The sequence below is a fragment of the Streptomyces sp. NC-S4 genome, assembly GCF_054353315.1.
The window spans coordinates 527,473-549,848 of sequence record NZ_CM135937.1; the positions used below are offsets into that span (position 1 = coordinate 527,473).

The 22,376-nt window shown below is 71.4% G+C and carries 19 protein-coding genes; 6 read left to right on the forward strand and 13 right to left on the reverse strand.

The window, feature by feature from the left end:
- Positions 1-68 precede the first annotated feature (68 nt).
- The 8 genes from ACXNSR_RS02505 to ACXNSR_RS02540 form a co-directional block, all read right to left on the reverse strand.
- Positions 69-812: an SOS response-associated peptidase gene (locus ACXNSR_RS02505; protein WP_458640478.1), complete on the reverse strand. Its 744-nt coding sequence runs from the start codon at positions 810-812 to the stop codon at positions 69-71.
- Between the two features lie 37 nt (positions 813-849).
- Positions 850-2,811: a helix-turn-helix domain-containing protein gene (locus ACXNSR_RS02510; protein WP_458640479.1), complete on the reverse strand. Its 1,962-nt coding sequence runs from the start codon at positions 2,809-2,811 to the stop codon at positions 850-852.
- Positions 2,812-2,904: 93 nt separating this feature from the next.
- Complete coding sequence (locus ACXNSR_RS02515) at positions 2,905-4,299, reverse strand: MFS transporter (protein ID WP_458640480.1); 1,395 nt, start codon at positions 4,297-4,299, stop codon at positions 2,905-2,907.
- Positions 4,300-4,863: 564 nt separating this feature from the next.
- Complete coding sequence (locus tag ACXNSR_RS02520; protein WP_458640481.1) at positions 4,864-5,409, reverse strand: type 1 glutamine amidotransferase domain-containing protein; 546 nt, start codon at positions 5,407-5,409, stop codon at positions 4,864-4,866.
- Positions 5,410-5,797: 388 nt separating this feature from the next.
- Complete coding sequence (locus tag ACXNSR_RS02525) at positions 5,798-7,525, reverse strand: thiamine pyrophosphate-dependent enzyme (protein ID WP_458640482.1); 1,728 nt, start codon at positions 7,523-7,525, stop codon at positions 5,798-5,800.
- Positions 7,526-7,548: 23 nt separating this feature from the next.
- Entirely contained in the window at positions 7,549-9,144 is a 1,596-nt protein-coding gene (locus tag ACXNSR_RS02530) for an FMN-binding glutamate synthase family protein (RefSeq protein ID WP_458640483.1), read from the reverse strand.
- A 161-nt stretch (positions 9,145-9,305) separates the two neighbouring features.
- Positions 9,306-9,884, reverse strand: a complete 579-nt coding sequence (locus ACXNSR_RS02535; RefSeq protein ID WP_458640484.1) for a SixA phosphatase family protein — start codon at positions 9,882-9,884, stop codon at positions 9,306-9,308.
- A 125-nt stretch (positions 9,885-10,009) separates the two neighbouring features.
- Positions 10,010-10,228 carry a DUF6480 family protein gene (locus tag ACXNSR_RS02540; RefSeq protein WP_458640485.1) on the reverse strand — a complete coding sequence of 73 codons (219 nt, stop codon included), beginning with the start codon at positions 10,226-10,228 and terminating at the stop codon, positions 10,010-10,012.
- A gap of 282 nt (positions 10,229-10,510) precedes the next feature.
- On the opposite strand from ACXNSR_RS02540, the gene ACXNSR_RS02545 reads away from it, so the two are divergent.
- Positions 10,511-10,972: a DUF4232 domain-containing protein gene (locus ACXNSR_RS02545; RefSeq protein WP_458640486.1), complete on the forward strand. Its 462-nt coding sequence runs from the start codon at positions 10,511-10,513 to the stop codon at positions 10,970-10,972.
- A gap of 163 nt (positions 10,973-11,135) precedes the next feature.
- Here the strand turns inward: ACXNSR_RS02545 and katG are convergent, their stop codons facing one another.
- Complete coding sequence (katG, locus tag ACXNSR_RS02550; protein ID WP_458640487.1) at positions 11,136-13,325, reverse strand: catalase/peroxidase HPI; 2,190 nt, start codon at positions 13,323-13,325, stop codon at positions 11,136-11,138.
- 231 nt (positions 13,326-13,556) lie between these two features.
- Between katG and ACXNSR_RS02555 the strand changes: the two genes are divergently transcribed.
- Positions 13,557-13,988 (forward strand): Fur family transcriptional regulator, encoded by a 432-nt coding sequence (locus tag ACXNSR_RS02555; RefSeq protein ID WP_458640488.1) that lies wholly within the window; start codon positions 13,557-13,559, stop codon positions 13,986-13,988.
- Between the two features lie 144 nt (positions 13,989-14,132).
- Here the strand turns inward: ACXNSR_RS02555 and ACXNSR_RS02560 are convergent, their stop codons facing one another.
- On the reverse strand, positions 14,133-14,624 hold the full coding sequence (locus tag ACXNSR_RS02560; protein ID WP_458640489.1) for a DUF6328 family protein: 492 nt from the start codon (positions 14,622-14,624) through the stop codon (positions 14,133-14,135).
- 409 nt (positions 14,625-15,033) lie between these two features.
- Complete coding sequence (locus tag ACXNSR_RS02565) at positions 15,034-16,296, reverse strand: cation:proton antiporter domain-containing protein (RefSeq protein WP_458640490.1); 1,263 nt, start codon at positions 16,294-16,296, stop codon at positions 15,034-15,036.
- 555 nt (positions 16,297-16,851) lie between these two features.
- On the opposite strand from ACXNSR_RS02565, the gene ACXNSR_RS02570 reads away from it, so the two are divergent.
- Together ACXNSR_RS02570 and ACXNSR_RS02575 are read left to right on the forward strand one after the other, a co-directional pair.
- Positions 16,852-17,766 carry a SigB/SigF/SigG family RNA polymerase sigma factor gene (locus ACXNSR_RS02570; protein WP_458640491.1) on the forward strand — a complete coding sequence of 305 codons (915 nt, stop codon included), beginning with the start codon at positions 16,852-16,854 and terminating at the stop codon, positions 17,764-17,766.
- Positions 17,767-18,048: 282 nt separating this feature from the next.
- On the forward strand, positions 18,049-18,516 hold the full coding sequence (locus ACXNSR_RS02575; RefSeq protein ID WP_458640492.1) for an ATP-binding protein: 468 nt from the start codon (positions 18,049-18,051) through the stop codon (positions 18,514-18,516).
- Positions 18,517-18,768: 252 nt separating this feature from the next.
- Here the strand turns inward: ACXNSR_RS02575 and ACXNSR_RS02580 are convergent, their stop codons facing one another.
- Together ACXNSR_RS02580 and ACXNSR_RS02585 are read right to left on the reverse strand one after the other, a co-directional pair.
- The gene (locus ACXNSR_RS02580; RefSeq protein ID WP_458640493.1) at positions 18,769-20,133 is read right to left on the reverse strand and encodes an NAD(P)/FAD-dependent oxidoreductase; all 1,365 of its coding nucleotides are present in this window, start codon (positions 20,131-20,133) and stop codon (positions 18,769-18,771) included.
- A 275-nt stretch (positions 20,134-20,408) separates the two neighbouring features.
- On the reverse strand, positions 20,409-20,816 hold the full coding sequence (locus ACXNSR_RS02585; RefSeq protein WP_458640494.1) for an SsgA family sporulation/cell division regulator: 408 nt from the start codon (positions 20,814-20,816) through the stop codon (positions 20,409-20,411).
- A 350-nt stretch (positions 20,817-21,166) separates the two neighbouring features.
- Between ACXNSR_RS02585 and ACXNSR_RS02590 the strand changes: the two genes are divergently transcribed.
- Both ACXNSR_RS02590 and ACXNSR_RS02595 read left to right on the forward strand, forming a co-directional pair.
- Positions 21,167-21,442 carry an isoamylase early set domain-containing protein gene (locus ACXNSR_RS02590; RefSeq protein ID WP_458640495.1) on the forward strand — a complete coding sequence of 92 codons (276 nt, stop codon included), beginning with the start codon at positions 21,167-21,169 and terminating at the stop codon, positions 21,440-21,442.
- 577 nt (positions 21,443-22,019) lie between these two features.
- Positions 22,020-22,349 carry a plasmid stabilization protein gene (locus ACXNSR_RS02595; RefSeq protein ID WP_458640496.1) on the forward strand — a complete coding sequence of 110 codons (330 nt, stop codon included), beginning with the start codon at positions 22,020-22,022 and terminating at the stop codon, positions 22,347-22,349.
- Positions 22,350-22,376: the final 27 nt, after the last annotated feature.

Consider the following 22,376-nt stretch of genomic DNA (forward strand, 5'->3'; position numbering starts at 1 on the left):
ACCTCTACGGGCAGCGGACGGCTCACGGCCGTAGGCCGTGGGCCGGAGCCGGCTTCAGGGGGTGCCGGTCAGCGCCCCGGCGCGGTGGGAGCCTCGAGGAGCTCGGGCCCGTTGTTGCGCACGTTGTTGACGGCGGTCGACACGGCGCGGACGTCGAGCAGGCCGCCGGCGGGGGCGGCGAGCAGGGCGCGAAGTGCGTCCGGGTCCTGGTGCGACGGGTCGAGCCAGGCCTCGTAGTCCGCCGGTGCGAGCGCGAGCGGCATCCTGGGGTGGACCCGGCCGGCGGCGTCGGTGGCCTCGGTGGTGATGATCGTGCAGGTGGCCCACCAGGCCGCCGGATCGTCGTCGGCGGCGACCGCGGGGTCGCGCCAGAACTCGTACAGCCCGGCCATCGCCATCACCTCGCCGTCCTCGGGACGGATGAAGTACGGCTGCTTGTAGGCCTTCACGGAACCGGAGGCGGGCACGGGCTCCCACTCGTAGAACCCGTCGGCGGGCAGCAGGCACCGGCGCTTGGCGAAGGCGCGCCGGTAGGCCGGCTTCTCGTGCACCGTCTCCACCCGCGCATTGATCATCTTGGCGCCGCCGGACGCGCTCTTGGACCACGAGGGCACCAGCCCCCACCGCAGGGGGCGCAGTTGCCTCTCCAGTACCCCGCTCTCCCGGTCGGCGCGTTCCAGCACCGCCCACACGGCGTCGGTGGGGGCGACGTTCCAGCTCGGCTCCAGCACGTGCCCCGGATCGGGGGGCGTGGCCCGGAAGAGGCCGGACAGGTCCTCGGGACTGCGGGTGGAAGCGTATCGGCCGCACATGCCTTCCACCCTGCCAGCTGAACCGGGTCCGTGCGGGCTACGGCGCGAAGTCGTCCGGGCCGGGCCCGTCGTGGCGGTTCACCCGGTGGATGCGCAGCGCGAGTTGGAGTTCCAGTGCCCGTTCCGGGCGCTGCCAGTCGCGGCCCAGCAGGCTGCCGATGCGGTCCAGGCGCTGCACCACGGTGTTGACGTGCACGTGGAGGGCCTCGGCGGCCCGGGACTGGCTCGCGCCCGTCTCGAAGTAGGCCCGCAGGGTGTGGGTGAGGTCGGTGCCGCGCTTCGCGTCGTACGCGAGCACGGGGCCCAGGGTCTGCCGTACGTAGCCGCCCAGGTCCGTCTGGTCGCCGAGCAGTACGCCGAGGAAGCCCAGGTCGTGGAGGGCGGCGCCGGTGCCTTCGCGGCCCAGGGCGCACAGCGCGGTCCGGCAGCGGCGGGCCTCGGCGTACGCGTCGGCGAACCCGGCGGGACCGGTGACCGGACCGGCGGCGCCGACGGTGACGGAACCGGCGAGCGACTGGCGCAGCTCGCCCGCGAGGCTCGCGGCGGCGGGACCGGGGGCGGGGGCGGGACCGGAAGCGGATCCGTTGCTCGGGACCTCCGCGGGGCAGACCAGGACGACGTCCTCGTGGTGCAGTCCGGCGAGTCCCTTGCGGGCCTGGGCGAGGCGGGCGGCGGCGGCCAGCAGCCGGGGCCGGGGCACGGCCCCGCTGTGCAGGACGAACACCGCGTGCGGGTGGCCCAGGTTCACGCCGAGCCGGCGGGCCCGGGCCGACAGTCCGGCCGGGTCGGCGGCCCGGGTGAGCAGGTCTCCGAGCAGTTCGCCCCGTATCCGGTCCTCGGTCTCGGCGACCGATCGGCGCAGGAGCAACAGCAGGGCGGTGACCAGGCTGGCGCGCTCGAAGAGGCGGCGGTCGGCGTCGTCGAGGTCGGCGCGGCCGGTCAGGGCGATGCTGCCGAGCAGTTCGTGCCCGGCAAGGACCGCGCACACCCAGGTTCCCCGGACGAAGACGGCGCGTCCGCCGGCCCGCGAGGCGGCGACCGCCTGCGCGGACGGGGGCCGCGGGTCGGTGCCCGCCCGGGCGAGCTCGGCCCCTTCCGCGTCGTGCACGAGGGTGCCGCCCTGCAGGACGGTACCGATGGCGGTCGCCACGTCGGTGACGTCGCCGCCGCGCAGCACCAGGTCGGTGAGGCGGTCGTGGGCGTCCTCGGCCCGGCGCATGGCCTCGCTGTGCGCCTCGATCGTCCGCGAGGCCGCGTTGAGGTCGACCAGTGCGGTGCGCGTCTCGTCCAGCAGCCGGGCGCCGTCGATGGCGATGGCGGCGTGGTCGGCCAGCGAGGACAGCAGGGCCACCTCGTCGGGCGTGAAGGTGCGGGCCGTGCGGTCGGCCGCGTAGAGGACGCCGATCACCCGGGTGCCCAGGCGCAGCGGTACGCCGAGGATGGCCCGCAGGCCCTCCTCGGCGACGGCTCCGTCGATCACCGGGGTGTGCCTGAACCGCCGGTCGTCCCGGTAGTCGCCGGTGGAGTACGGGCGGGCGGTCTCCGCCACCAGTCCGCCCAGCCCCTCCCCCATCCCGAGGCGCACACGCTGGAAGGCGGCGGAGACCGAGCCGTCCGTCACCCGCATGTACGTGTCGCCCGCCTCCTCGTCGTTGAGGGACAGGTACGTCACGTCCGTGCCGAGGAGCAGCTTGGCCCGGTGGACGATCGCCTTCAGCACGGCGTCCGGTTCCCTGAGCCGGGCGAGGTCGCCGGCGGTGTCGAAGAGGGCGGCGAGTTCGGCCTCGCGGCGGCGGTGCTGGCCGAGGGTGCGGTGGATGCGGAGCGCGACGCGGGTCGCGTCCGCGATCAGCGCCGCGTCCGCGGCCGACGCCTCGCCGCCCTCCGCGGTCCCTTCCGCGTCGGAGGGGGCGCTGCCTTGGAACGCCTCGGCGGGCGCGCCCTGATCGAGCAGGTCCAGGAGGTTGCGCAGCCGCAGCAGCGCGTCGGTGGTGGCCATCGGGTGCTCTCCGTAGGGCTGGACGCGGACGGGGGCGGCGCCGTACGGGCCGGCGCCGCCCCGTCTCGGAGGGCCGAGGGGCCCGGGGGCGGGTCAGTTCCCGTCGGCCGGCACCGGGCCGTGTCCGGCCCGCCGGCCGGCCGGGACCGGGGCGCGGACCGGGGTCTGTTCCCGGGTCAGGCTACGCCCGCGGGTCTCCTTGGCCACCAGGACGGTCAGCGTGGTGACGGCCGTCGCGGCGGCGAGGTACACCGAGACGGGCAGGGACGAGTCGTATTCCCGCAGCAGGGCCACGGCGACGATCGGTGCGAGCGCGCCGCCGATGATGGAGGCCAGTTGGGACCCCATCGAGGCGCCGGAGTAGCGGACCTCGGTGGCGAACATCTCGGAGATGAAGGCCGCCTGCGGTCCGTACATCGCGCCGTGCAGGAGCAGCCCTACGGTCACGGCCGCGGCGATCACCGGGAAGGACTTGGAGTCCAGCAGCGCGAAGAACGCGAAGGCCCAGCCGGTCATGCCCACCGAGCCGATGAGGGTGACGGCACGGCGCCCGACGCGGTCCGACAGGGCGCCCCAGGCCGGGATGGCCACGAAGTGGACGGCGGAGCCGATGAGTACGGCGTTCAGGCCGTCGCTCTTGGGCAGCCCGAGGTGGCTGGTGACGTAGACGAGGAGGAAGGCGGTGATGACGTAGTAGGAGATGTTCTCGCCGAGGCGGGTGCCGATCGCGGTCAGGACCCCGCGCCAGTTCGTGCGGAACACCTCCGCCACGGGCGGTCCGGCCTTGGCCCCGGCGGCGGCGCGCTCCGCGGCCCTGGCCTGTGCCTCCAGGAAGACCGGGGACTCCGAGACGGACACGCGGATCCACAGGCCGATCACCACCAGCACCCCGGAGAGCAGGAACGGGATCCGCCAGCCCCAGGCCAGGAAGGCCGCGTCGGACTGTACGGCGGCCAGGACGGCGAGCACCCCGGTGGCCAGCAGATTGCCTCCGGGCGCGCCGGCCTGCGGCCAGGAGGCCCAGAAGCCGCGGCTGCTGTCGTCCCCGTGCTCGGAGACGAGCAGCACCGCCCCGCCCCACTCGCCGCCGAGCGCGAACCCCTGGATCAGACGCAGGAGGGTGAGCAGGATCGGGGCGCCGACGCCGATGCTCGCGTGGGTGGGGAGCAGGCCCATGGCGAAGGTGGCCCCGCCCATGAGGAGCAGGCTGAGGACGAGGAGCCGCTTGCGGCCGATCTTGTCCCCGTAGTGACCGAAGACCAGCCCGCCCAGCGGGCGGGCCGCGAAGCCGATCGCATAGGTCAGGAAGGCGAGGAGGGTGCCGACCAGGGGTTCGCTGCCGGGAAAGAACAGCTCGTTGAAGACGAGTGCGGCGGCCGAGCCGTAGAGGAAGAAGTCGTACCACTCGACGGTGGTACCGATCAGGCTGGCGGCGACGATCCTCCGGATGCCGGTCGGCGATGGTGCGGCTGTCGAGGGGGAGGTCATGTGCACCACTTCCGGGGTCTGCGGGGACGTTTGGTGTGGCCACACCGTAGAAGCCCGCAGGTCGGCCGCGTATGTGGCGGGGCATCACATTCAGGCACCACTGTGTGTACCCGACCACCACATCGCGGCCCTGGACCACCTCGAAAGCTTCCGGAACGCCCAACCGACTCTTGCCGTAAATGCGTGGATCAGCCCGCTCCGGAGCGGTTCTCGGCTCCTCGTTCTCCCCGTCCTGCCTGACCTGATGTCTCCGCACGGGCTCGGTCCACACGGTCCGGGTCGGCGGGCGGGCCACCGCCCGTGCCGGTCCTGGACGCGACTCCGGGCGGGCGGCCGTGTTCGTCCACCATGGCTCCCATGTCGGTGAGCAGGGCCGGGCGGTTCGCGTTCCTCTCGCCCATGATTCACCACCTGCCTCCTTCTCGATCTCGGTACCGTCGGTGCCATCGGGCGGCCCTGCGGTGCGCGTTCCCGCGTCGCGGGTCAGTCGGCCGGCTCCCGGGGCCCGGCGCCGCCCGGGGCCGAGAGGGCGCCGCTCCCCTCGGCGTGTGACTCCGCGTGCCGTCACGCGTACGCCGCGAGGGTGAACTCCTTCACGAGCATGGTGCAGAAGGCACCGAGGTCGTCGGGCTTGCGGCTGGTGATGAGCGTCGCCGGAGCCGCCCGGCACACCTGCACTTCCTCGTCGACCCAGGTGCCTCCCGCGTTGCGGATGTCGGTCGCCAGACTGGGCCACGACGTCAGCGTCCTACCGCGTACGGCGTCGGCTTCGATCAGCGTCCAGGGTGCGTGACAGATCGCGGCGACCGGCTTTCCGGCCTCGAAGAAGCTGCGGACGAAGCCGACGGCCCGGTCGTTCGTGCGCAGAGCGTCCGGATTGGCGACACCGCCCGGCAGCACGAGCGCGTCGAAGGCGTCCGAGGTGTCACCGGCCAGCAGGTGGTCGACGGGATAGGTACCGGCCCGGTCGAGGTGGTTGAACGCCTGTACCCGTCCGGGCTCGGTGGACACGAGCTGGGGGATCCCGCCGATCGTCTCCACAGCCTTCCAGGGGGCGGTGAGCTCGACCTCCTCCACGCCCTCCGGGGCGGTCAGAAACGCGATGCGCATGACGCTCACTCCCTTCGTCGGGGTGTCGGTCACCCAGTGAACCGCCGCCGTCACGCCGCAGCAGAGTCGCGGGGATGCCGCGTCGGCTCACGCCCGGCATTCGGCCGGTCTCTCCGCGCCTTCCCCGGTCGGCGGCCTTGAACCGGAGCGCGGCGGATCCGTACGCGGCCAGGTCGCGGCGCCGCCCGGCCGGTCCCGGTGTACGAGCGGGCACGGGACCGGTGCCGGGCGCGGCCGCCTCCGTGCTCCATGGAGGCCTGAACCGGGTGCCCGTCCCTGCTGCGGCGACTTCAGCACGCGCCAAGAACTGGCGTCCTTCGGTGAAACCGTCTCCCCGTCGGGTCGAGCGCTGCCGCGCCCGGGCTCTGATGCGTCCTCACGGCGGCCGTCAGCCCTCGCGTCCCGGCAGGAGCTCCTTGGCCTTGGCCACGGCGAAACCCCAGCCCTGGGCCACCGTCGGCTTGCCCGGCACCGCGACTTCCTCCGGGTTGGTGAGTACGTCCAGGAGGACAGGCCCCGGCGTCTCGAAGGCGCGTCGTACGCCCTCGTGCAGGTCGGCCGGGTCGGTGACCCTGATCCCCGTCAGGCCGAGGGCCGTGGCGACCGCGGCGAAATCGGGATTGTCGAGTTCCGTGCCGAATTCGGGGAGGCCCGCCTGTTCCTGTTCCAGTTTGACCATGCCCAGGCGGCGGTTGTCGAAGACGACGAGCTTCACCGGCAGCCGATACGTCTTGATGGTCATGAGGTCGCCGAGCAGCATGCTCAGCCCGCCGTCCCCGCAGAGCGCGACGATCTGCCGGTCGGGCGCCCACAGCTGGGCGCCGAGGGCCTGGGGCATGGCGTTGGCCATCGAGCCGAGGTTGTACGAGCCGATCAGGCGGCGATGGCCGCGCATGGTGACGAAGCGGGAGAGCCAGACGGTGGCCATGCCCGTGTCGCAGGTGAAGACGGCGTCGTCGGCCGCGTAGGCGTCCACGGCTGCGGCCAACGCCTCCGGGCGGACGGCGTGCTCGCGGTTGTCCAGGGCGGCCCGCAGCTTCCCGGTCCAGCGGTGCTCGTGCGCGGGGTCGGCCAGCCGCTGCTGTCCCTCCTGCCAGCGCAGGAAACGCTCGCGGGCTTCGTCGAGGTGCGCACGGTCCGGGACCGCCTTCAACAGCGGCAGCAGGGCCCGTAGCGTGGCGCCGACGTCACCGGCCAGGCCCACGTCCACGGGGGTGCGGCGGCCCAGGTGGTCCTCGCGGGAGTCCACCTGGATCACCTTGGCGTCCTTCGGATACCACTCCCGGTAGGGGAAGTCGGTCCCCAGCATGAAGAGCACGTCCCCGCTGTCGAGCGCGTGGGCGGCGGCGGGGTTGCCGATGAGGCCGGTCTGGCCCACCTGGAAGGTGTTGTCGTCCTCGAAGCCCTCCTTCGCCTTCAGCGTGAGCACCATGGGCGCCGCCAGCAGCTCGGCGGTCCGCAGGACCTCGGTACGGGCTTCACGGGCACCCTGGCCGACCAGGAGGGTCACCCGGGCCGCGTCGTTCAGCAGCTCGGCGGCCCGGGCGAGGGCCGGGTCGTCGGGCCGGGTGACGGCGCGGTCGAGGGCGAACCGCGTGGGCCTGTCGTCGCTGACCTCCTGATCCCCCAGGTCTCCGGGGACGGTCAGGACGGCCACTCCGCCCTGGGTCACGGCGGCCCGCACGGCCGATTCGAGCAGGCGCGGCATCTGGTCCGGGGAGGTGACGGTGGCCCGGTGGACGGCGACGTCACGGAAGAGCAGGTCGTTGTCGACCTCCTGGAAGTAATCGCTGCCGATCTCGGAGAGGGGGACCTGACCGCAGACGGCCAGGACGGGCGTGCGGCTCTTGGCGGCGTCGTAGAGGCCGTTGAGCAAGTGCACGGATCCGGGTCCCACCGTGCCCATGCACACCCCGAGGGTCCCGGAGAGCTGGGACTGTGCCGAGGCGGCGAAGGCCGCGGCCTCCTCGTGCCGGCAGCCGACCCAGTTCAGGCCGGCGGATGTGCGGATGGCGTCGGTCAGCGGGTTCAAGGCGTCTCCGACGACGCCGAAGACGTGCTGGACGCCGAGTTCCTCGAGTGCGTCGACGATGACGTGGGCGACAGTGCGTGCCACGGGACTGCCCTTCGTTTGCCGGTTCAGCGGCCGGTTCGGCGGGTGGAGTGGGTGAAGCGGTCGGGGTCGGCCGCCATCCAGTCGGCTGCCCAGCTTTCGGGCGGCGATGCCAGCAGTTCCCCGGGGGCGAGCCAGGCGTGGAGTTCGGCGTACGAGCGGACGGTGTGCGGGTCCACCCGCTGGAGCAGCATGTGGGGACGCAGCCCGCGCGCGTCGTCGACGCCCATGGCCGCCATGATCTGCAGCGCGCTCTTGACGGTCGCCTCCTGGTAGCGCCGTACGCGCTGCGCCTTGTCAGCGACGTCCAGGGCCCGGGCGCGCCGCTCGTCCTGGGTGGCGACCCCGACGGGGCAAGTGTTGGTGTGGCAGCGCTGGGCCTGGATGCAGCCGATCGCGAACATCATGGCGCGGGCCGAGTTGGTGTAGTCGGCGCCCTGGACCAGGCGTTTGACGAGGTCGCTGCCGGTGGCGACCTTTCCGGAGGCTCCGATCCGGATGCGGTCGCGCAGCCCGGAGCCGACGAGGGCGTTGTGGACGGTCATCAGGCCGTCGGCGAGCGGCAGGCCGACGTGGTCGGCGAACTCGAGCGGCGCGGCGCCCGTTCCTCCCTCCGCCCCGTCGACGACGATGAAGTCGGGGGTGACGTCCTCCTCCCGCATGGCCTTGCACACGGCGAGGAACTCCCGCCGCGAGCCGACGCACAGCTTGAACCCCACGGGCTTGCCGCCGGCGAGCTCCCGCATGCGGGCCAGGAAGCGCACCAGTTCGCGCGGGGAGGAGTACACGCGGTGGAACGGCGGCGAGACGACGGTCTCCCCCTGCGGCACCCCGCGCACCCGCGCGATCTCCGCGTTCACCTTGGCACCGGGCAGGACGCCGCCGATGCCCGGCTTGGCGCCCTGGCTGATCTTGAGCGACACGCACTTGACCTGCGGGTGTGCGGCCTTGTCGGCGAACTGCCGCTCGTCGAAGCCGCCGTCGTCGGTGCGGCACCCGAAGTATCCGGTGCCGATCTCCCACACGAGGTCCCCGCCGGGGCGCAGGTGGTACTCGGACACGCCGCCTTCGCCGGTGTCGTGGGCGAAACCGCCCAGCTTCGCCCCGGTGTTGAGGGCGAGGACGGCGGCGGCGGACAGGGAGCCGAAGCTCATCGCCGAGACGTTGAGCAGGGACATGGCGTACGGCTCGGTGCAGTCGGGCCCACCGACCCGGACCAGGGGCGGATCGGGCCGTACCGGGTGCGGGGCCATGGACGGGGTGAGGTACTCACTGCCGGGCCGCTGGAGGTCGCGCTCGGTGCCGAACGGCTCCTCCGCGTCGGTGCCCTTGGCACGCTCGTAGACGATGCTGCGGGTGTCGCGGTCGAAAGGACTGCCGTCGACGTTCCGCTCGATGAAGTACTGCTGGATCTCGGGCCGCAGCGCCTCCAGGGCGAACCGCAGGTGACCGAGCACGGGGTAGTTCCGCAGGATGGAGTGCCGGCGTTGCAGGAGGTCGTACGAGGCGACCGGGCCGAGCAGCAGCATCGGAACGGCCACGGCCCACCACCAGGGGGAGAGGCGGACGGCCGCGACCGCCGCCGCGGCGCCGGGCAGGATCGGGGTAAGTGCCTTCAGCATGACCCGCTTGTGTCCCGACGGCCGCGCGCCAAGCGTTCCCCGGCACGGCGGAGTCCAGCCGGAGCCCGACGCGCCGGACGATGCGCCGCTCGATGCCGACGGCTTCGCACACACCGCGACGAGCGGGACCGGATCACCCGCGGGCCGGCCGGAGGGCCGCGTCACGACCATGCGGACCCGTCTTGGTGGGTGGGCGCCCAGAGGGCACTCAGGTGACCATCGCCCGGGGTCAGGTCGTTCCAACCGCCCTGCAGATCCACCACGGCGACTCCTGAGGTCGGGAACCCCTTCCGGAGCCGTTCCAGCAGTTCCTGCGGGCCGCTCCCGCACAGGGCCGTGGCCAGCTCGTGGATACCGGTGTTGTGACCCACCAGCATCACGCTGCCCAGCCCCGCTGACCGTTCGGCGAGCACGGCGGAGATCGTGTTCGGGGCCGCGTCGTACAGCCGCTCGTCGTACACGGCGGGCGGTACGTCCGGCAGGGCCGGGACGATCAGCTGCCACGTCTGCCGGGTCCTTCTGGAGGGGGAGCACAGCACCAGGTGGGGCCGGAGACCGGATTCGGCGAGCCAGCGTCCCGTCTCCGGCGCGTCAGCATGTCCGCGGTCGCTCAGGGAACGTTCGAAGTCCTCGGCGACACGTTTGGGCACCGCCTTCGCGTGCCGTACCAACAACAGGCGGCGTCCGCCCGTCGCACGGGATGGTGAGTACGTCGCGTGTGGCGCGTGGCCCGACGACATGGCATCTCCTTCACCGCGGTGTGGCGCGGGTGTGCACGTGTGCGGTCGTGATGGGAAGGCTGCGAAGACAGGCCCTGGTATCGGCTTGACGGTGCGCGACCGGCAAGGCGCCGTCCCGGCGCCGCTCAGATGTTCAGCATGATGGCGTAGGCCAGGAAGAAGAGCGCGCATGCCAGGGCCATCAGGCAGATCACCAGCAGGGGTCCCTTGCCCCAGCCTCGCGTCAGGGGGCGGTACGGACCCGCGCCGGAGCCGGTGCTCGACTCGCCGGGCGGTGTCTCCCCCGGCGGTACACCAAGATGGGGCGCGTTGCGCGGGGCCGGGTCTGGAACGGGTGCGGACATGACGACCTCCTCGCCCTACGGGCCGCCTGCCCTGCCGGCAGACCGGCCGGTGCTGTTCTGCGCCTACCCGCCGTCGGCCGCACCACTCCTCGTCCCGTCAGGCCCACCGGTACGGCCTGCCCGGCAGCGCGAGGATGCCGCCGGGCAGGAAGCCGATCCGCTTGGCGACGGCTGTCGCGGGTAGACGGGACGGACGCCAACCATGCGGGCCGGCGCCCGCGCCGGAACGATCGATCGGGGTGAGTCCTGGTGAACTTCACACGCACGGCAGTTCCTGCTCTCTTGTCCGCGGCCGTGGGAGCCACGCTGGTGTGCGCCGCTCCGGCAGCCGCGGCCCAGAGCCCCGCACCCGCGAGCACCTGCGCAGCAGGGGACCTGGACCTGTCCGTCGGAACACCGGACGCCGGCGCGCACCAGCTGTACCTACCGCTCGGCTTCACCAACATCGGCGACCGCGCGTGCACCTTGCTCGGCCACCCGGGCGTGAGCGTCCTGGACGCCGACCGGCAACGGATCGGCAGGCCGGCCGACCGCGAGGGCCCGGCACCCGAGCCCGTCACCCTGGCCCCCGGGCGCAGCGCGACCGCCACCCTCCACAGCACGAACGGGCCCATCGGCGGGCCGTGCCTGCCCGAAGGCACCTTCCTCCAGGTGTACCCGCCCGCCGCGAAGGACTCGGTCCTCGTAAACGCCTCCTTCCGGATCTGCTCGGATCGCTTCACGGTGGGTCCGGTCACGGCCTGAGCGCCGAAACGGCGAGCAGGAGGACCACCCGCTCGTGGTCCGCCGGGCCCGCGGCGTCCGGCACCGCACCCGGCCGCGTCGTCGGGGCGCCCGAATACGTCCGGTACGCGGTGCGTACCTCCGGACGACCCGGGCCCGGCCGACAGGATCCGAAGGGGACGGCCTAAGCGAGGTCGAACCGGTCGAGGTTCATCACCTTGTCCCAGGCGGAGACGAAGTCGCGGACGAACTTCTCTTCCGCGTCCTTCGACGCGTAGACCTCCGAGAGCGCCCGCAGCTGGGCGTGCGAACCGAAGACGAGGTCCACCGCGGTCGCCGTCCACCTGACCTGGCCCGTGACGTGGTTCCGGCCCTCGAACACGTTCTCGGCCGACTCCGACGCCTTCCACTGCGTACCCATGTCGAGCAGGTTGACGAAGAAGTCGTTGGTCAGCGCCTCCGGGCGGTCCGTGAACACGCCGTGCCGGACCTGGCGGAAGCCGGTGTTCATGGCCCGCATGCCGCCGACGAGCACCGTCATCTCGGGAGCGGTCAGGTTCAGCAAGTTGGCCCGGTCCAGCAGGAGCGCCTCAGGCGACAGCTTCTCGCCCGCCCGCAGGTAGTTCCGGAACCCGTCCGCCGCCGGTTCGAGGACGGCGAAGGACTCCACGTCGGTCTGCTCCTGCGAGGCATCCGTGCGCCCCGGCGCGAACGGCACCTCGATGTCGTACCCGGCGTTCTTCGCGCCCTGTTCGACGGCCGCGCAGCCGCCCAGCACGATCAGGTCGGCGAGCGAGACCTTCTTCCCGCCGTCCTGGGCCCGGTCGAAGTCCTGCTGGATCCCCTCCAGCTTCCGCACCACCTCGGTGACCTCGGGCAGGTCGTTGGCCTCCCAGTCCTTCTGCGGCGCGAGCCGGATCCGGGCACCGTTGGCCCCGCCCCGCATGTCGGTGCCGCGGAAGCTCGAGGCCGCGGCCCAGGCGGTGGTGACCAGCTGGGGAAGGGACAGCCCCGAGGCGAGGATCGTGCGCTTGAGGGCGGCGGCGTCCTCGTCGCCGATCAGCTCGTGATCGACCGCGGGTACGGGGTCCTGCCACAGCTGTGCTTCGGGGACCCACGGGCCGAGGTAGCGCGAGACCGGACCCATGTCGCGGTGCAGCAGCTTGTACCAGGCCTTGGCGAACGCGTCGGCGAGCTCGTCCGGGTTCTCGTGGAAGCGCTTGGCGATCGGTGCGTATACCGGATCCATCCGCAGTGCGAGGTCCGTCGTCAGCATCATCGGCGCGTGCCTCTTCGACGGATCATGCGCGTCCGGCACCGTGCCCTGGGCCGCGGGGTCCTTGGGGGTCCACTGCTGGGCACCCGCCGGGCTCGTGGTCAGTTCCCACTCGTACCGGAACAGGTTGTCCAGGTACCCGTTGTCCCACTTGGTCGGCTCGGTGGTCCACGCGCCCTCCAGCCCGCTGGTCAGCGCGTCGGCGCCGCTGCCGGTGCCGTAGGTGTTCTTCCAGCCGATGCCCTGTTGCTCGATCGGGCAGGCCTCGGGCTCGGGCCCGATGTAGTCGGCACCGACCGCACCGTGGCACTTGCCGAACGTGTGGCCGCCGACGATGAGAGCGACCGTCTCCTCGTCGTTCATGGCCATGCGCGCGAACGTCTCGCGAATGTCCCGGGCGGCGGCGACCGGATTCGGTTCGCCGTTGGGCCCTTCCGGATTGACATAGATCAGGCCCATCTGCACGGCGCCGAAGGGGCCGGCGAGTTCCCTGTCGCCGCTGTAGCGCTCATCGCCGAGCCAAGTGTCCTCGGGCCCCCAGAAAATCTCCTCGGGTTCCCAGATGTCCTCCCGCCCGAAGGCGAATCCGAACGTCTTGAAACCCATCGATTCCATGGCGCAGTTGCCTGCGAACACCAAAAGGTCGGCCCATGAGATCTTCCGACCGTATTTCTGCTTGACCGGCCAGAGCAGGCGGCGGGCCTTGTCGAGGCTCGCGTTGTCGGGCCAGCTGTTGAGCGGGGCGAACCGCTGGGCGCCCGCCCCGCCGCCACCCCGGCCGTCGGCGATGCGGTACGTTCCCGCGGAATGCCAGCTCATCCGGATGAAGAGCGGGCCGTAGTGGCCGTAATCCGCGGGCCACCAGTCCTGCGACGCCGTCATCACGTCGAAGACGTCCCGCTTCAGGGCGTCGAAGTCCAGGGTCGCGAGCTCTTCCGCGTAGTCGAAATCGTCGCCCATCGGATTGGCCAGGGGCGAATTCTGGTGCAGAACCTGAAGATCCAGCTGGTTCGGCCACCAGTCACGATTCGACCTCGGGCGGGTCGGCGTGGTGGTCGGGGCAGGGATTACTGGGTTCTCGCTGTCGCTGCCGGACACGTCCGTCCTTCTTCCTGTGTCGATGTTTCCATCTGCTGGCTGCTTGCGTCGGCGCGTCCGTATGGTCGCGCACCGAAGGGCTCGCCGCTGCGAGAACACGCAGGGCGCGGGCGCGTGGAAAACACTCGGAATTCGGATCGGCGTCACGGCCCGACGGTTCCGCTTCCCGCCGTGCCCTGATCGTTGTCGCTACCGTTCTGCTGTCCCGCCGAACCGAAAAGGTGAGCCGATATGAGTGACCTGCTGGAGCGGCTTCGGACGCGGGGCTGGCGGATGACGTCCCAGCGGCGTGTCGTCGTGGAGGTCCTCGACGGAGATCACGTGCACCTCACGGCGGACGAGGTACATGCCCGCGCGGCGCAGCGGCTGCCGGAGATCGCCCGGGCGACCGTCTACAACACCCTGGGCGAGCTGGTCGCGATGGGGGAGGTGGTGGAGGTTTCCGTGCAGGGCCGGGTCAAGCGCTTCGACCCCAACGCCCACCACGCGCACCAGCACTTGGTGTGCATGGGCTGCGGCACCATCCGCGACGTGCACGCGGCCGGCACGCCGGCCGACCTGCCGCCGCAGGAGCGGTTCGGCTTCACCGTGTCCGCGGTCGAGGTCACCTACCGCGGGTTGTGCCCTTCCTGCGCCTCCGGGGCTGCTCGGGCGCGACCGTGACCGTGACCGGTCCATGCGAAGCCCGCACCGCCGGCCCGGTGCGCGCCGGGGGTGGTGCCTGCGCCGCGCGGGAGCCACGCCCCGACCGCAACGACCTGGGGCCCGGAGACGGACCCTAACGACTTCACGTACCGGAGGCGGCGGTCACTCCTCGGCGGTGTAATGGGTCCGCGCCCACAGCGGCAGCCCGAACCAGCACAGGAGGTACCAGGCCACGACGCCGGCCACGAGCCACGGCACCAGGGCGTCGTGGGTGGCCACGCGCAGGACGAGGAACAACGCGGAAGTACACGTGGCCAACAGCAGGATCAGGCCGACGAAGGTGAGGCGCGAGGCCCAGGTCACGGCTTCGGGCTTGATCCGGCGGCCGAATACGACCCGGTGGAAGGCCACGGGGCCGACCAACGCGCCCGTCGCGAGGGAACCCAGCACGATGGTGACGATGTAGATCGTCTGGTCGGTCTGGGCCAGCTGGTGGAAGAGCGGGGTGAAGACCACCGTCAGCAGGAAACCGAACAGGATCTGTACGCCCGTCTGGGCGACGCGGATCTCCTGGATGAGCTCCTGCCACCGCCGGTCCGCGCGCTCGCTCTCGCTCTCGCTCCGTCCGTCCCGAACGTCGTGGCCATCGGACATGCTCGCTCCCTTGTGGGTCATGGTGGCCGGACTTCTACTCCTCAGCATCCCCGGAGACCTCCGGTGAGGGGTCGAGCTCGCGCATGGCCACGCCGTGACCAACCGGCCGGAGCACCTCCGGCTCTTCCCCGCCTCCGCCGACGGTCAGGACCGTGGCTGTCATCGCGGCGTGGCGCCCGGGCGCTTCGGCGTGGCCTCCGCCCGGACGGGCATCCACCCGCGCCGGCACCGGCACGGCCGACCCGGGCGCCGACGCCAGCCGGCGGATTCCGCCGTCAGCGGCACACGCCGGTTCGAGACGGCCGGTGGTTCACGATCTCCTGGAGCTCGGCGGACAGCGGCGTCCACCCGCTGGGATGCCGGCGTCTCCGGCGAAGCGCGTGGGACTCCGACACTGATGTCGGTCTCTTCATGGTGGTGTGACGGAGACGCGGCGCAGCCGGTCAAGGCGGCGGATCACGGGGGTGGCGGCGGCCCCGTGGAGTACGACGGACAGCAGGACGGTGAACGCGACGACCGTCCAGAGCTGCTGTGCCCGGTCGTCGAAGCGTTCGCTGTGGCCGAGTGCGTACGCAAGGTAGAAGAGTGAGCCGATGCCGCGGATCCCGAACAGAGCCGCGACGACCCGCTCACGTGGCCCCGTGACGCTGCCCGCCAGCCCTGCCCAGCCCGTGAGCGGCCGGACGACCAGGATCAGCAGGACGCCGACGAGCGCTCCCCGCCAGGAAAGCGCGGGCAGGGCGTACGCCACGAGGTAGCCGCCGAGGAGGAACAGCAGGACGGCGGTCAGGAGACGTTCGACCTGCTCCGTGAACTCGTGCAGGACCTTGTGGTAGCCGTGGGCCCGCTCGGCGGCGCGGATCGTGCAGGCCGTGACGAAGACGGCGAGGAATCCGTAGCCGTGGAGCAATTCCGCCACCCCGTACGCCGTGAACGTGGCGCCCAGGGCCACGAACCCCTCCATGTGCTCGGACAGCCTCAGGGCAGCGGCGCGGGCCCGGAAGAACATGGCTCCGAGCAACCGTCCCATGACCAGGCCCACCGCCACGCCGATGGCGACGCGGCCCAGGACATCGACGAGGACCCACCGGCCCACCCAGTCCGTCGCGGTACCCCCTCCGGCGGCGGCGTACGCCACGGCGGCAAGGACGAAGGGGAACGCGAGTCCGTCGTTGAGACCGGCCTCGGCGGTCAGGGAGAAGCGCACCTCGTCCTCGTCGTCCTCCGCGTCCGTCGGCTCACCGACCCGTACTTCTGCTGCGAGGACCGGATCCGTGGGCGCCAGGACGGCGGCGAGGAGCAGGGCCGGCGCCAGCGGCCACTGCAGGACAGCCGCCGCGAGCGCGGCCGTGGCCACGACCGTCAGCGGCAGGACGAGGCCGACCAGCCGCCAGGGACCGGCCCAACGACGCCGGCCCACGGGGCGGTTCAGGGCCAGTCCGGCGCCCATCAGGGACACGATGACACACAGCTCGGTGACGTGTTCCACCCAGAGTCGGTCGGGTCCGGGCTGCACCACCGGTACGGAGAGCGGCAGAAGTGCGACGACGGCGCCGGCGGCGAGGAACAGCATCGGTGTGGACAGGGGGAGGCGGAAGACCAGCCGGGGGATGACTGCGGCACACAGGGCCCCGATGCCCATGGCGAGGTACGCGGCGTCCGAGAGCGTCATTCATCCCATCCTGACCGAACACGGGCCGCATCACGCGTGTCGGCCCGGGTTTTCGGGCGAGTCGTCCTGTGCCCTTCTGAGCATTGCCATCAGCCGTACGGGGGGGGCCGATCGCACCTACGGCTGTGTCCGGTGACGTGCGGGCCGGCTTCTCTGCCCTCACTGCCAGAGCAGGTGCCGGAACAACTCTGCCGAACCGGTCGAACACGCCGGCTGGGGACCGCGAGCAATCCGTTCCGTCCAGCACCTCGCGCCGAAGCCGGATCAGCGGACGGCTTCGCCGCCGCATCCTGGCGTACCGGGCGATCGAGTTCCTGTCCGTGCACATCCCGGACGCCTCAGACCCAGGCGAAGAATAGTCGGCCAGGTCTGCTACAGGGTCTGCCCCAACTGTGCGCGGGGCGCCATCACTGCCGTCATCGTTGAAGACGTAGCCACGTTTGTCGTACCGGGTCGCGACGGCCCGGTGCCGCAACACCCAGCACGTGTGTACGACCGCGAAGACGGGGCAGAAGATGCGAACAGCCGTCAGCCAATTGGGAGGGAGCGGTCGTCGTGTCTCGCTCGACCACCGTGATGGGCCCCGTACGGGCAAAGAAAGCGCACGTCACAGGCACCCCGGGAACACCGGTGGAGGACCGTGAACCGGTTCGGGTGGAGAACGCCCGTGAGATGGCACCCGGCGACGCGCGCGAGCTCTCACGCGTCTTCTTCCGCAGACTGCGAACGCTGGAGGAGGGCACGCGCGAGTACCAGTACACGCGCAACACCCTGATCGAGATGAACCTCTCCCTCGTCCAGTTCGCCGCACGGCGCTTCCGCACCCGCGTGATCGGCGGTGGGCTGGACATGGACGACATCATCCAGGTGGGGACCATCGGCCTCATCAAAGCCATCGACCGCTACGAACTCGAACGCGAGGTCGAGTTCTCCACGCTTGCCCTCCCCTACATCATCGGTGAGATCAAGCGACACTTCCGAGACACCACCTGGGCCGTGCACGTCCCCCGCCGTCTCCAGGAACTGCGCAGCGAGCTCGCCAAGGCCCAGGAAACCCTGACCGACGTCCTGGGCCGGGCCCCGACCGTCAAGGAGGTCGCCGGGCACCTCGAACTGACCGAGGAGCAGGTCATCGACGGACTCGTCGCGGCGAACGGCTATACGAGCGGCTCCCTCGACACCGCCGCCGGTGAGAGCGATGCCCCGGCCCCGAGCAGCCGGACCACCCGGCCGCTGGCGGAGCTCGTAGGCGATGTCGACCCCGCCATGGAACTCTTCGAGGACTTCCACACCCTCGCACCGCTCCTGCAAGAACTGGGCGAACGCGATCGGACGATCCTGCGGATGCGCTTCGGCCAGGAGAAGACCCAGGCCGAGATCGGCGCCGTACTCGGCATCTCCCAGATGCAGGTCTCCCGCCTCCTGTCCCGCACTCTCGTCCGGCTTCGCGCCGGCATGCTCGCTGGGTAGGGGCGACCGATGAGGTACCCGCCGGGGAACGCGGTGCCGCGAGCTGAGGCCGACCCACCGGCTCGACGATCCGGTCGCGTTCCGCACCACCTGCAACGATTTCACGCTGCGGCTTCACAAGGCAACGCCCTGAGACGGGGGGTCCCCTACACTGTCACGACCGTGCTGAGGCTTCCCGCACCACCCGGGGACGTGCGACCGCCCCGGGGCTCCGACAACGACCGCGGCACGGGCCGGGCGTCTGGAACGGAGGCTCGGGATGAACGCGGGGATGGGGCGAGAGTGGAGACCAAGGAAGCGGGGGCGGGCGGTCCGATGAGCGTTGGTCTTCCCTCCGGGAGGCAGCGCCGTCGGCTCACGCTCACAGGCGTCCCGGGGGCGGTTGCCAAGGGCCGCGACTTCACGCGCCAAGCACTCCGGGAGTGGGGCTGGGACAGGACCGAGACCTCCGAGGACACCCTCCTCCTCGTGTCCGAACTGCTGACCAACGCGTCACTGCATGCAGACGGCTGTCACGAACTCGTCCTGACCGCCGACGAGACGGCCTTGCACATCGAGGTGCACGACGGCACGACGACCCCTCCCGTCCGCCACTCGGCCCCCCGACGCGGAATCCCCGGCGGACGCGGTCTGTACATAGTGGAGCGCCTGTCCGATCGCTGGGGGACACACACGTACGGGACCGGGAAGGCCGTGTGGGCCGAGATCGAGGCTTCCCGGCTGAAGTACGGCGTGGCAGCGGAAGGCTGACCACTTCGGTCACTCACTGCTCACACCAGCCACGGGTCGATGCTGTGGGCTGCTGTAGGCGCGGAGGAAGTGGTCAGGACCACCACGGGAATGGTCTGCAGCATCGCGGCGCGGACCTTCGGTGTGTCGGGGCCGGCATGGCCGCCGCTCCGTTACGCACTCGCAGGGGAGCGGCGCCATCGTGGACCGTGGTGCGGGGGCGGGGTGGTCGCCCTCCCCTCTGTGGCGTAGCGGCCTCGCTCGCCAGAACCGTCAGCTTCCGTCGGCCTCCGTCCGGGCCCGTACCTCCTCCGGGGTGAGGTAGTGGTCCGTGTACTCGAAGTCGCGCAGCGTCCCCGGCTTGGACGTCTGGAAGCCGGTCCGGACGAAGTCGTCGCCGGCCACGGCGTTCAGGAGCCAGTTCGTCATCACCCGGGTCTTCGCGGCTCCGGTGCGCAGTGCCGCCCAGTGGTAGCCGCGGGCCACGGCCTGGGCGGGCATCCCGCGCAGGCCGATGCCGAGGGGCCGGGACACACCGTCGCGGCCGCCGAGGTCCACGACCAGTCCGAGGTCCTTGTGGACGTACTCGCGCAGCGGTGTGCCGCGCAACATGGCGACGACGTTGTCGGCCGCGACCCGGCCCTGACGCTCGGCGTGCTGCGCGGTGGGCGGGCACACCGTACCGTCCCCGCCGCCCGCGAGGTCGGGCACGGCGGCCGCGTCACCGAGCGCGAACGCGCCGTCCGCCCCAGGCACCCGCAGGTCCGGAGCGACGACGAGCCGGCCGCTCTTCGCCGTCTCGGCGCCCAGCGTGGCGACGAGCGGGCTCGCGGCGACGCCGGCCGTCCAGATGAGAGTGCGGCAGGGCAGCACGCGCCCGTCGGTGAGGGTGACGTCCTCGGGACCCGCCTTGGCGACGGAGGCGCCGAGCGAGACCTCGATGCCTCGGCGGCGCAGCACGTCGAGGGCTGCCCGGCCCAGCCGGTCGCCGAGCTCGGGCATCAGTTTCGGGGCCACGTCCACGAGGTGCCAGCTGATCTCGCGCCGGTCCAGCCGGGGGTATCGGCCGACGGCGTTCGTGGTGAGCCGCTGCAGGGACGCTGCGGTCTCGGTGCCCGCGTAGCCGCCGCCCACCACGACGAAGCCGAGCCGTGAGGCCCGCTCCGCCGAGCGCGGTGCGGCGGCGTCGGCCAGGTCGAGCTGGGCGATCACGTGGTCGCGCAGGTGGGCCGCCTCGGCCAGCGTCTTCATGCCGCGGCCGTGCTCCGCCAGGCCGGGAATGTCGAAGGTGCGGGTCACGCTCCCCGGCGCGAGCACCAGGTAATCGTACGGCTGGTCCACCAGCTCCCCAGTGATCTTCCGGATGACGCAGACCTTGGCCCGGGCGTCGACGCCCACGGCCCCACCGGGCACGATCCGGGTCCGGTGGCGGCGGCTGCGGCGCAGCGACACCGCCACGGACTGGGGGGTCAGTACCCCGGAGGCCACCTGCGGCAGCAGGGGCAGGTAGAGCTGGTAGGAAAACGGAGTGACCAGCAGGATCTCCGCCTCCCCAGGTGACAGCGTCCGCTCCAGGCGGCGTACGCAGGCGACGCCGGCGAATCCCGCGCCGACGACCACGATCCTCGGTCGTGCCATGGTGTCCGTCCCTTCTCGGGTGTACGGGTCCTCGGCACGCCTTCCCCGCCAGGCCGCTCCATGCACGCGAAAGGCGGGGCGGACGACTCGGAATGGCCCGGACGGCCACCGAACGGCCCGGGGAAGGCCCCGCACTGAGGCATGTGAGTGCCCCTCGGGACCCCGCATTCCGATGCCTTGACCACAGGCTGCCCTGACGCAGGGCAACGACCTTTCCCGGTACACCCGGGCCGCCACCCCGACCCACACGGGCGGACGTTTGCATTGCCTGCATGTCAGCCGGCCAAGAACTCGTCGAGGAGCCTGTCGAGGTCGAGGAACTCCTCCCCCGCGCCGGTGACGGCGTACGACTGCTCCAGGAAGCACGCGACCGCGCGGGCCTCCAGGACGAGCACCGCATCACCTTGCATCTCGGTGCTCGGACCTCGCAATGTGACGCGCAGTTCCTCGGCGCCCGCTGCCGTGTGGGGGCTGAAGGTGACGTCTCCCTCGCCCACCGGACGGTGCAGCCCCTCCGCGAGCATCTGCCGGTCGAAGTGCCAACGGGCCAGTGCTGTCGGGCCGTCGAGGAACGTGGCCTGGACCACGTACGGGTCCTCGGGGTCGTACGAGAATCGGGCAAGGAGCGGCACACCACCGCTGGACGCCTCCAGACGGACGACGAGCAGAGCGGACGCAGACACACAGGACATCGACAAGCCTCCGGGGTGGGCTGCACGTGTGCACTCGTCTGCCCGGCTTCACCCCTTCCACACTGGCCCGGTCGAAGGAGCAGCACCCGCTGAGGCCGAACGTCCCAAGTCCTCGTACAAGCCGCCGGTCTGCTTGGCGCCCCGGGGCGCCGTGGACTCCGCCGCCGGGGTGGGCGTACACCTCGGTCGTGCGGACCGCCCCCGCCGCCGACAGTGGCCGCGGGCGGCGGAGCCCACCCGGGTGACCTCCGCCCGGCATACGGCCTTGTGTCACCGTGCACGCGCGCGGCAGCGCGAGGATGCACGGACCGGTTCCCCTCCTTCGTGGCTGGAGTCTTTCCGTGCTCGAACGCAAGCAGCTCAAGGGCCGCACCCAGGTCACCTTCATCCTTCCCGACAACATGCCGGACGGGCCCGTCAGCGTCGTCGGAGACTTCAACCACTGGAACCCTGCCGCCCACCCGCTGTCTTCCCGCGGGGACGGCACCCGCGCCACGACCGTCACCCTGCCCGCCAACAGCGCCCATTCCTTCCGCTACCTCGGCATCGGCGACCACTGGTTCGACGACGAACAGGCCGACAGCCATGACGGCGTCAACAGCCGCCTCCACACCTGACCTGCGGCCCGCCGGAATCCGCACGAGCCCGACGGCACGTACTCCCAGTCGTCAGGACCACGGCGCCAGCACGCTTGATGCCCTGATCGCCGGGGCCCGACCGGCACCGAGGTGAGTCCATGCCCACCTCACGGCCAGGCGTGCGAGCCAACTCGAGTACCGGAGGTTCGTTGCCCTGGCCGGCTGAGAACCTCCCATCCGCGGCAAACGGCGGCTCCGGGCCTACGCCACCGGCGCTACTGGGGGGCGCGGGCGCAGATGGTCTTGCCGCCGTCGGGCGCATGGCGTTGGACCAGCTCACCGAGGACCAGGAGCACCGCGTCGTCGTTCCCCGGAATGGCGTGCAACCGATACCCGTGAGCCGGGACCCACTGGCGTGCGAGCCTGGCAGGCCACGGAGTAACGCGCCCGCGCACATTTCGCATGGCGATCGGATCCCCGCCTCCCCGTGTGCCGCAACGAACGGCACGGCCCGAACTCACGACGAGAGCCGTCGGTCCGAAATGCGTGAGATGCGACGCGATCGGGGTACGCGCACCATGACCGTGACATCACGCCGTCGATGGAGGGTTCCGCCATGCCCAGAGGTTCCAGCCCCAAGCGCGAGCGTCAGTACGAACACATCAAGGAGTCCGGGGAGAAGCGCGGTATGTCGGAGGACCGCGCGAAGGAGATGGCCTCGCGAACGGTGAACAAGGAACGTGCCCGTTCCGGGGAGAGCAGGACCGCGAGCCGCAGCTCCACCCAGGGCAAGTCCGCCTCTCAACGGGGTGGCGAGAAGTCCCACGGTGGCGGGAGCTCCTCCGAACGCACCAAGGACGACCTCTACCGGGAGGCGAAGAAGCGCGGCATCGAGGGCCGCTCCACGATGACCAAGCAGCAGCTCAAGAACGCCCTCGGCCACTGACTGGGCCATGCACCCTCGGGGCAGGGC

What these genes read in the sequence shown, in the direction of transcription:
- ACXNSR_RS02505 (WP_458640478.1), bottom strand. Translation starts at nt 812, where the DNA reads ATGTGCGGCCGATACGCTTCCACCCGCAGTCCCGAGGACCTGTCCGGC.
- ACXNSR_RS02510 (WP_458640479.1), bottom strand. Translation starts at nt 2,811, where the DNA reads ATGGCCACCACCGACGCGCTGCTGCGGCTGCGCAACCTCCTGGACCTG.
- ACXNSR_RS02515 (WP_458640480.1), bottom strand. Translation starts at nt 4,299, where the DNA reads ATGACCTCCCCCTCGACAGCCGCACCATCGCCGACCGGCATCCGGAGG.
- ACXNSR_RS02520 (WP_458640481.1), bottom strand. Translation starts at nt 5,409, where the DNA reads ATGCGCATCGCGTTTCTGACCGCCCCGGAGGGCGTGGAGGAGGTCGAG.
- ACXNSR_RS02530 (WP_458640483.1), bottom strand. Translation starts at nt 9,144, where the DNA reads ATGCTGAAGGCACTTACCCCGATCCTGCCCGGCGCCGCGGCGGCGGTC.
- ACXNSR_RS02535 (WP_458640484.1), bottom strand. Translation starts at nt 9,884, where the DNA reads ATGTCGTCGGGCCACGCGCCACACGCGACGTACTCACCATCCCGTGCG.
- ACXNSR_RS02540 (WP_458640485.1), bottom strand. Translation starts at nt 10,228, where the DNA reads ATGTCCGCACCCGTTCCAGACCCGGCCCCGCGCAACGCGCCCCATCTT.
- ACXNSR_RS02555 (WP_458640488.1), top strand. Translation starts at nt 13,557, where the DNA reads ATGAGTGACCTGCTGGAGCGGCTTCGGACGCGGGGCTGGCGGATGACG.
- ACXNSR_RS02560 (WP_458640489.1), bottom strand. Translation starts at nt 14,624, where the DNA reads ATGTCCGATGGCCACGACGTTCGGGACGGACGGAGCGAGAGCGAGAGC.
- ACXNSR_RS02565 (WP_458640490.1), bottom strand. Translation starts at nt 16,296, where the DNA reads ATGACGCTCTCGGACGCCGCGTACCTCGCCATGGGCATCGGGGCCCTG.
- ACXNSR_RS02580 (WP_458640493.1), bottom strand. Translation starts at nt 20,133, where the DNA reads ATGGCACGACCGAGGATCGTGGTCGTCGGCGCGGGATTCGCCGGCGTC.
- ACXNSR_RS02595 (WP_458640496.1), top strand. Translation starts at nt 22,020, where the DNA reads ATGCCCAGAGGTTCCAGCCCCAAGCGCGAGCGTCAGTACGAACACATC.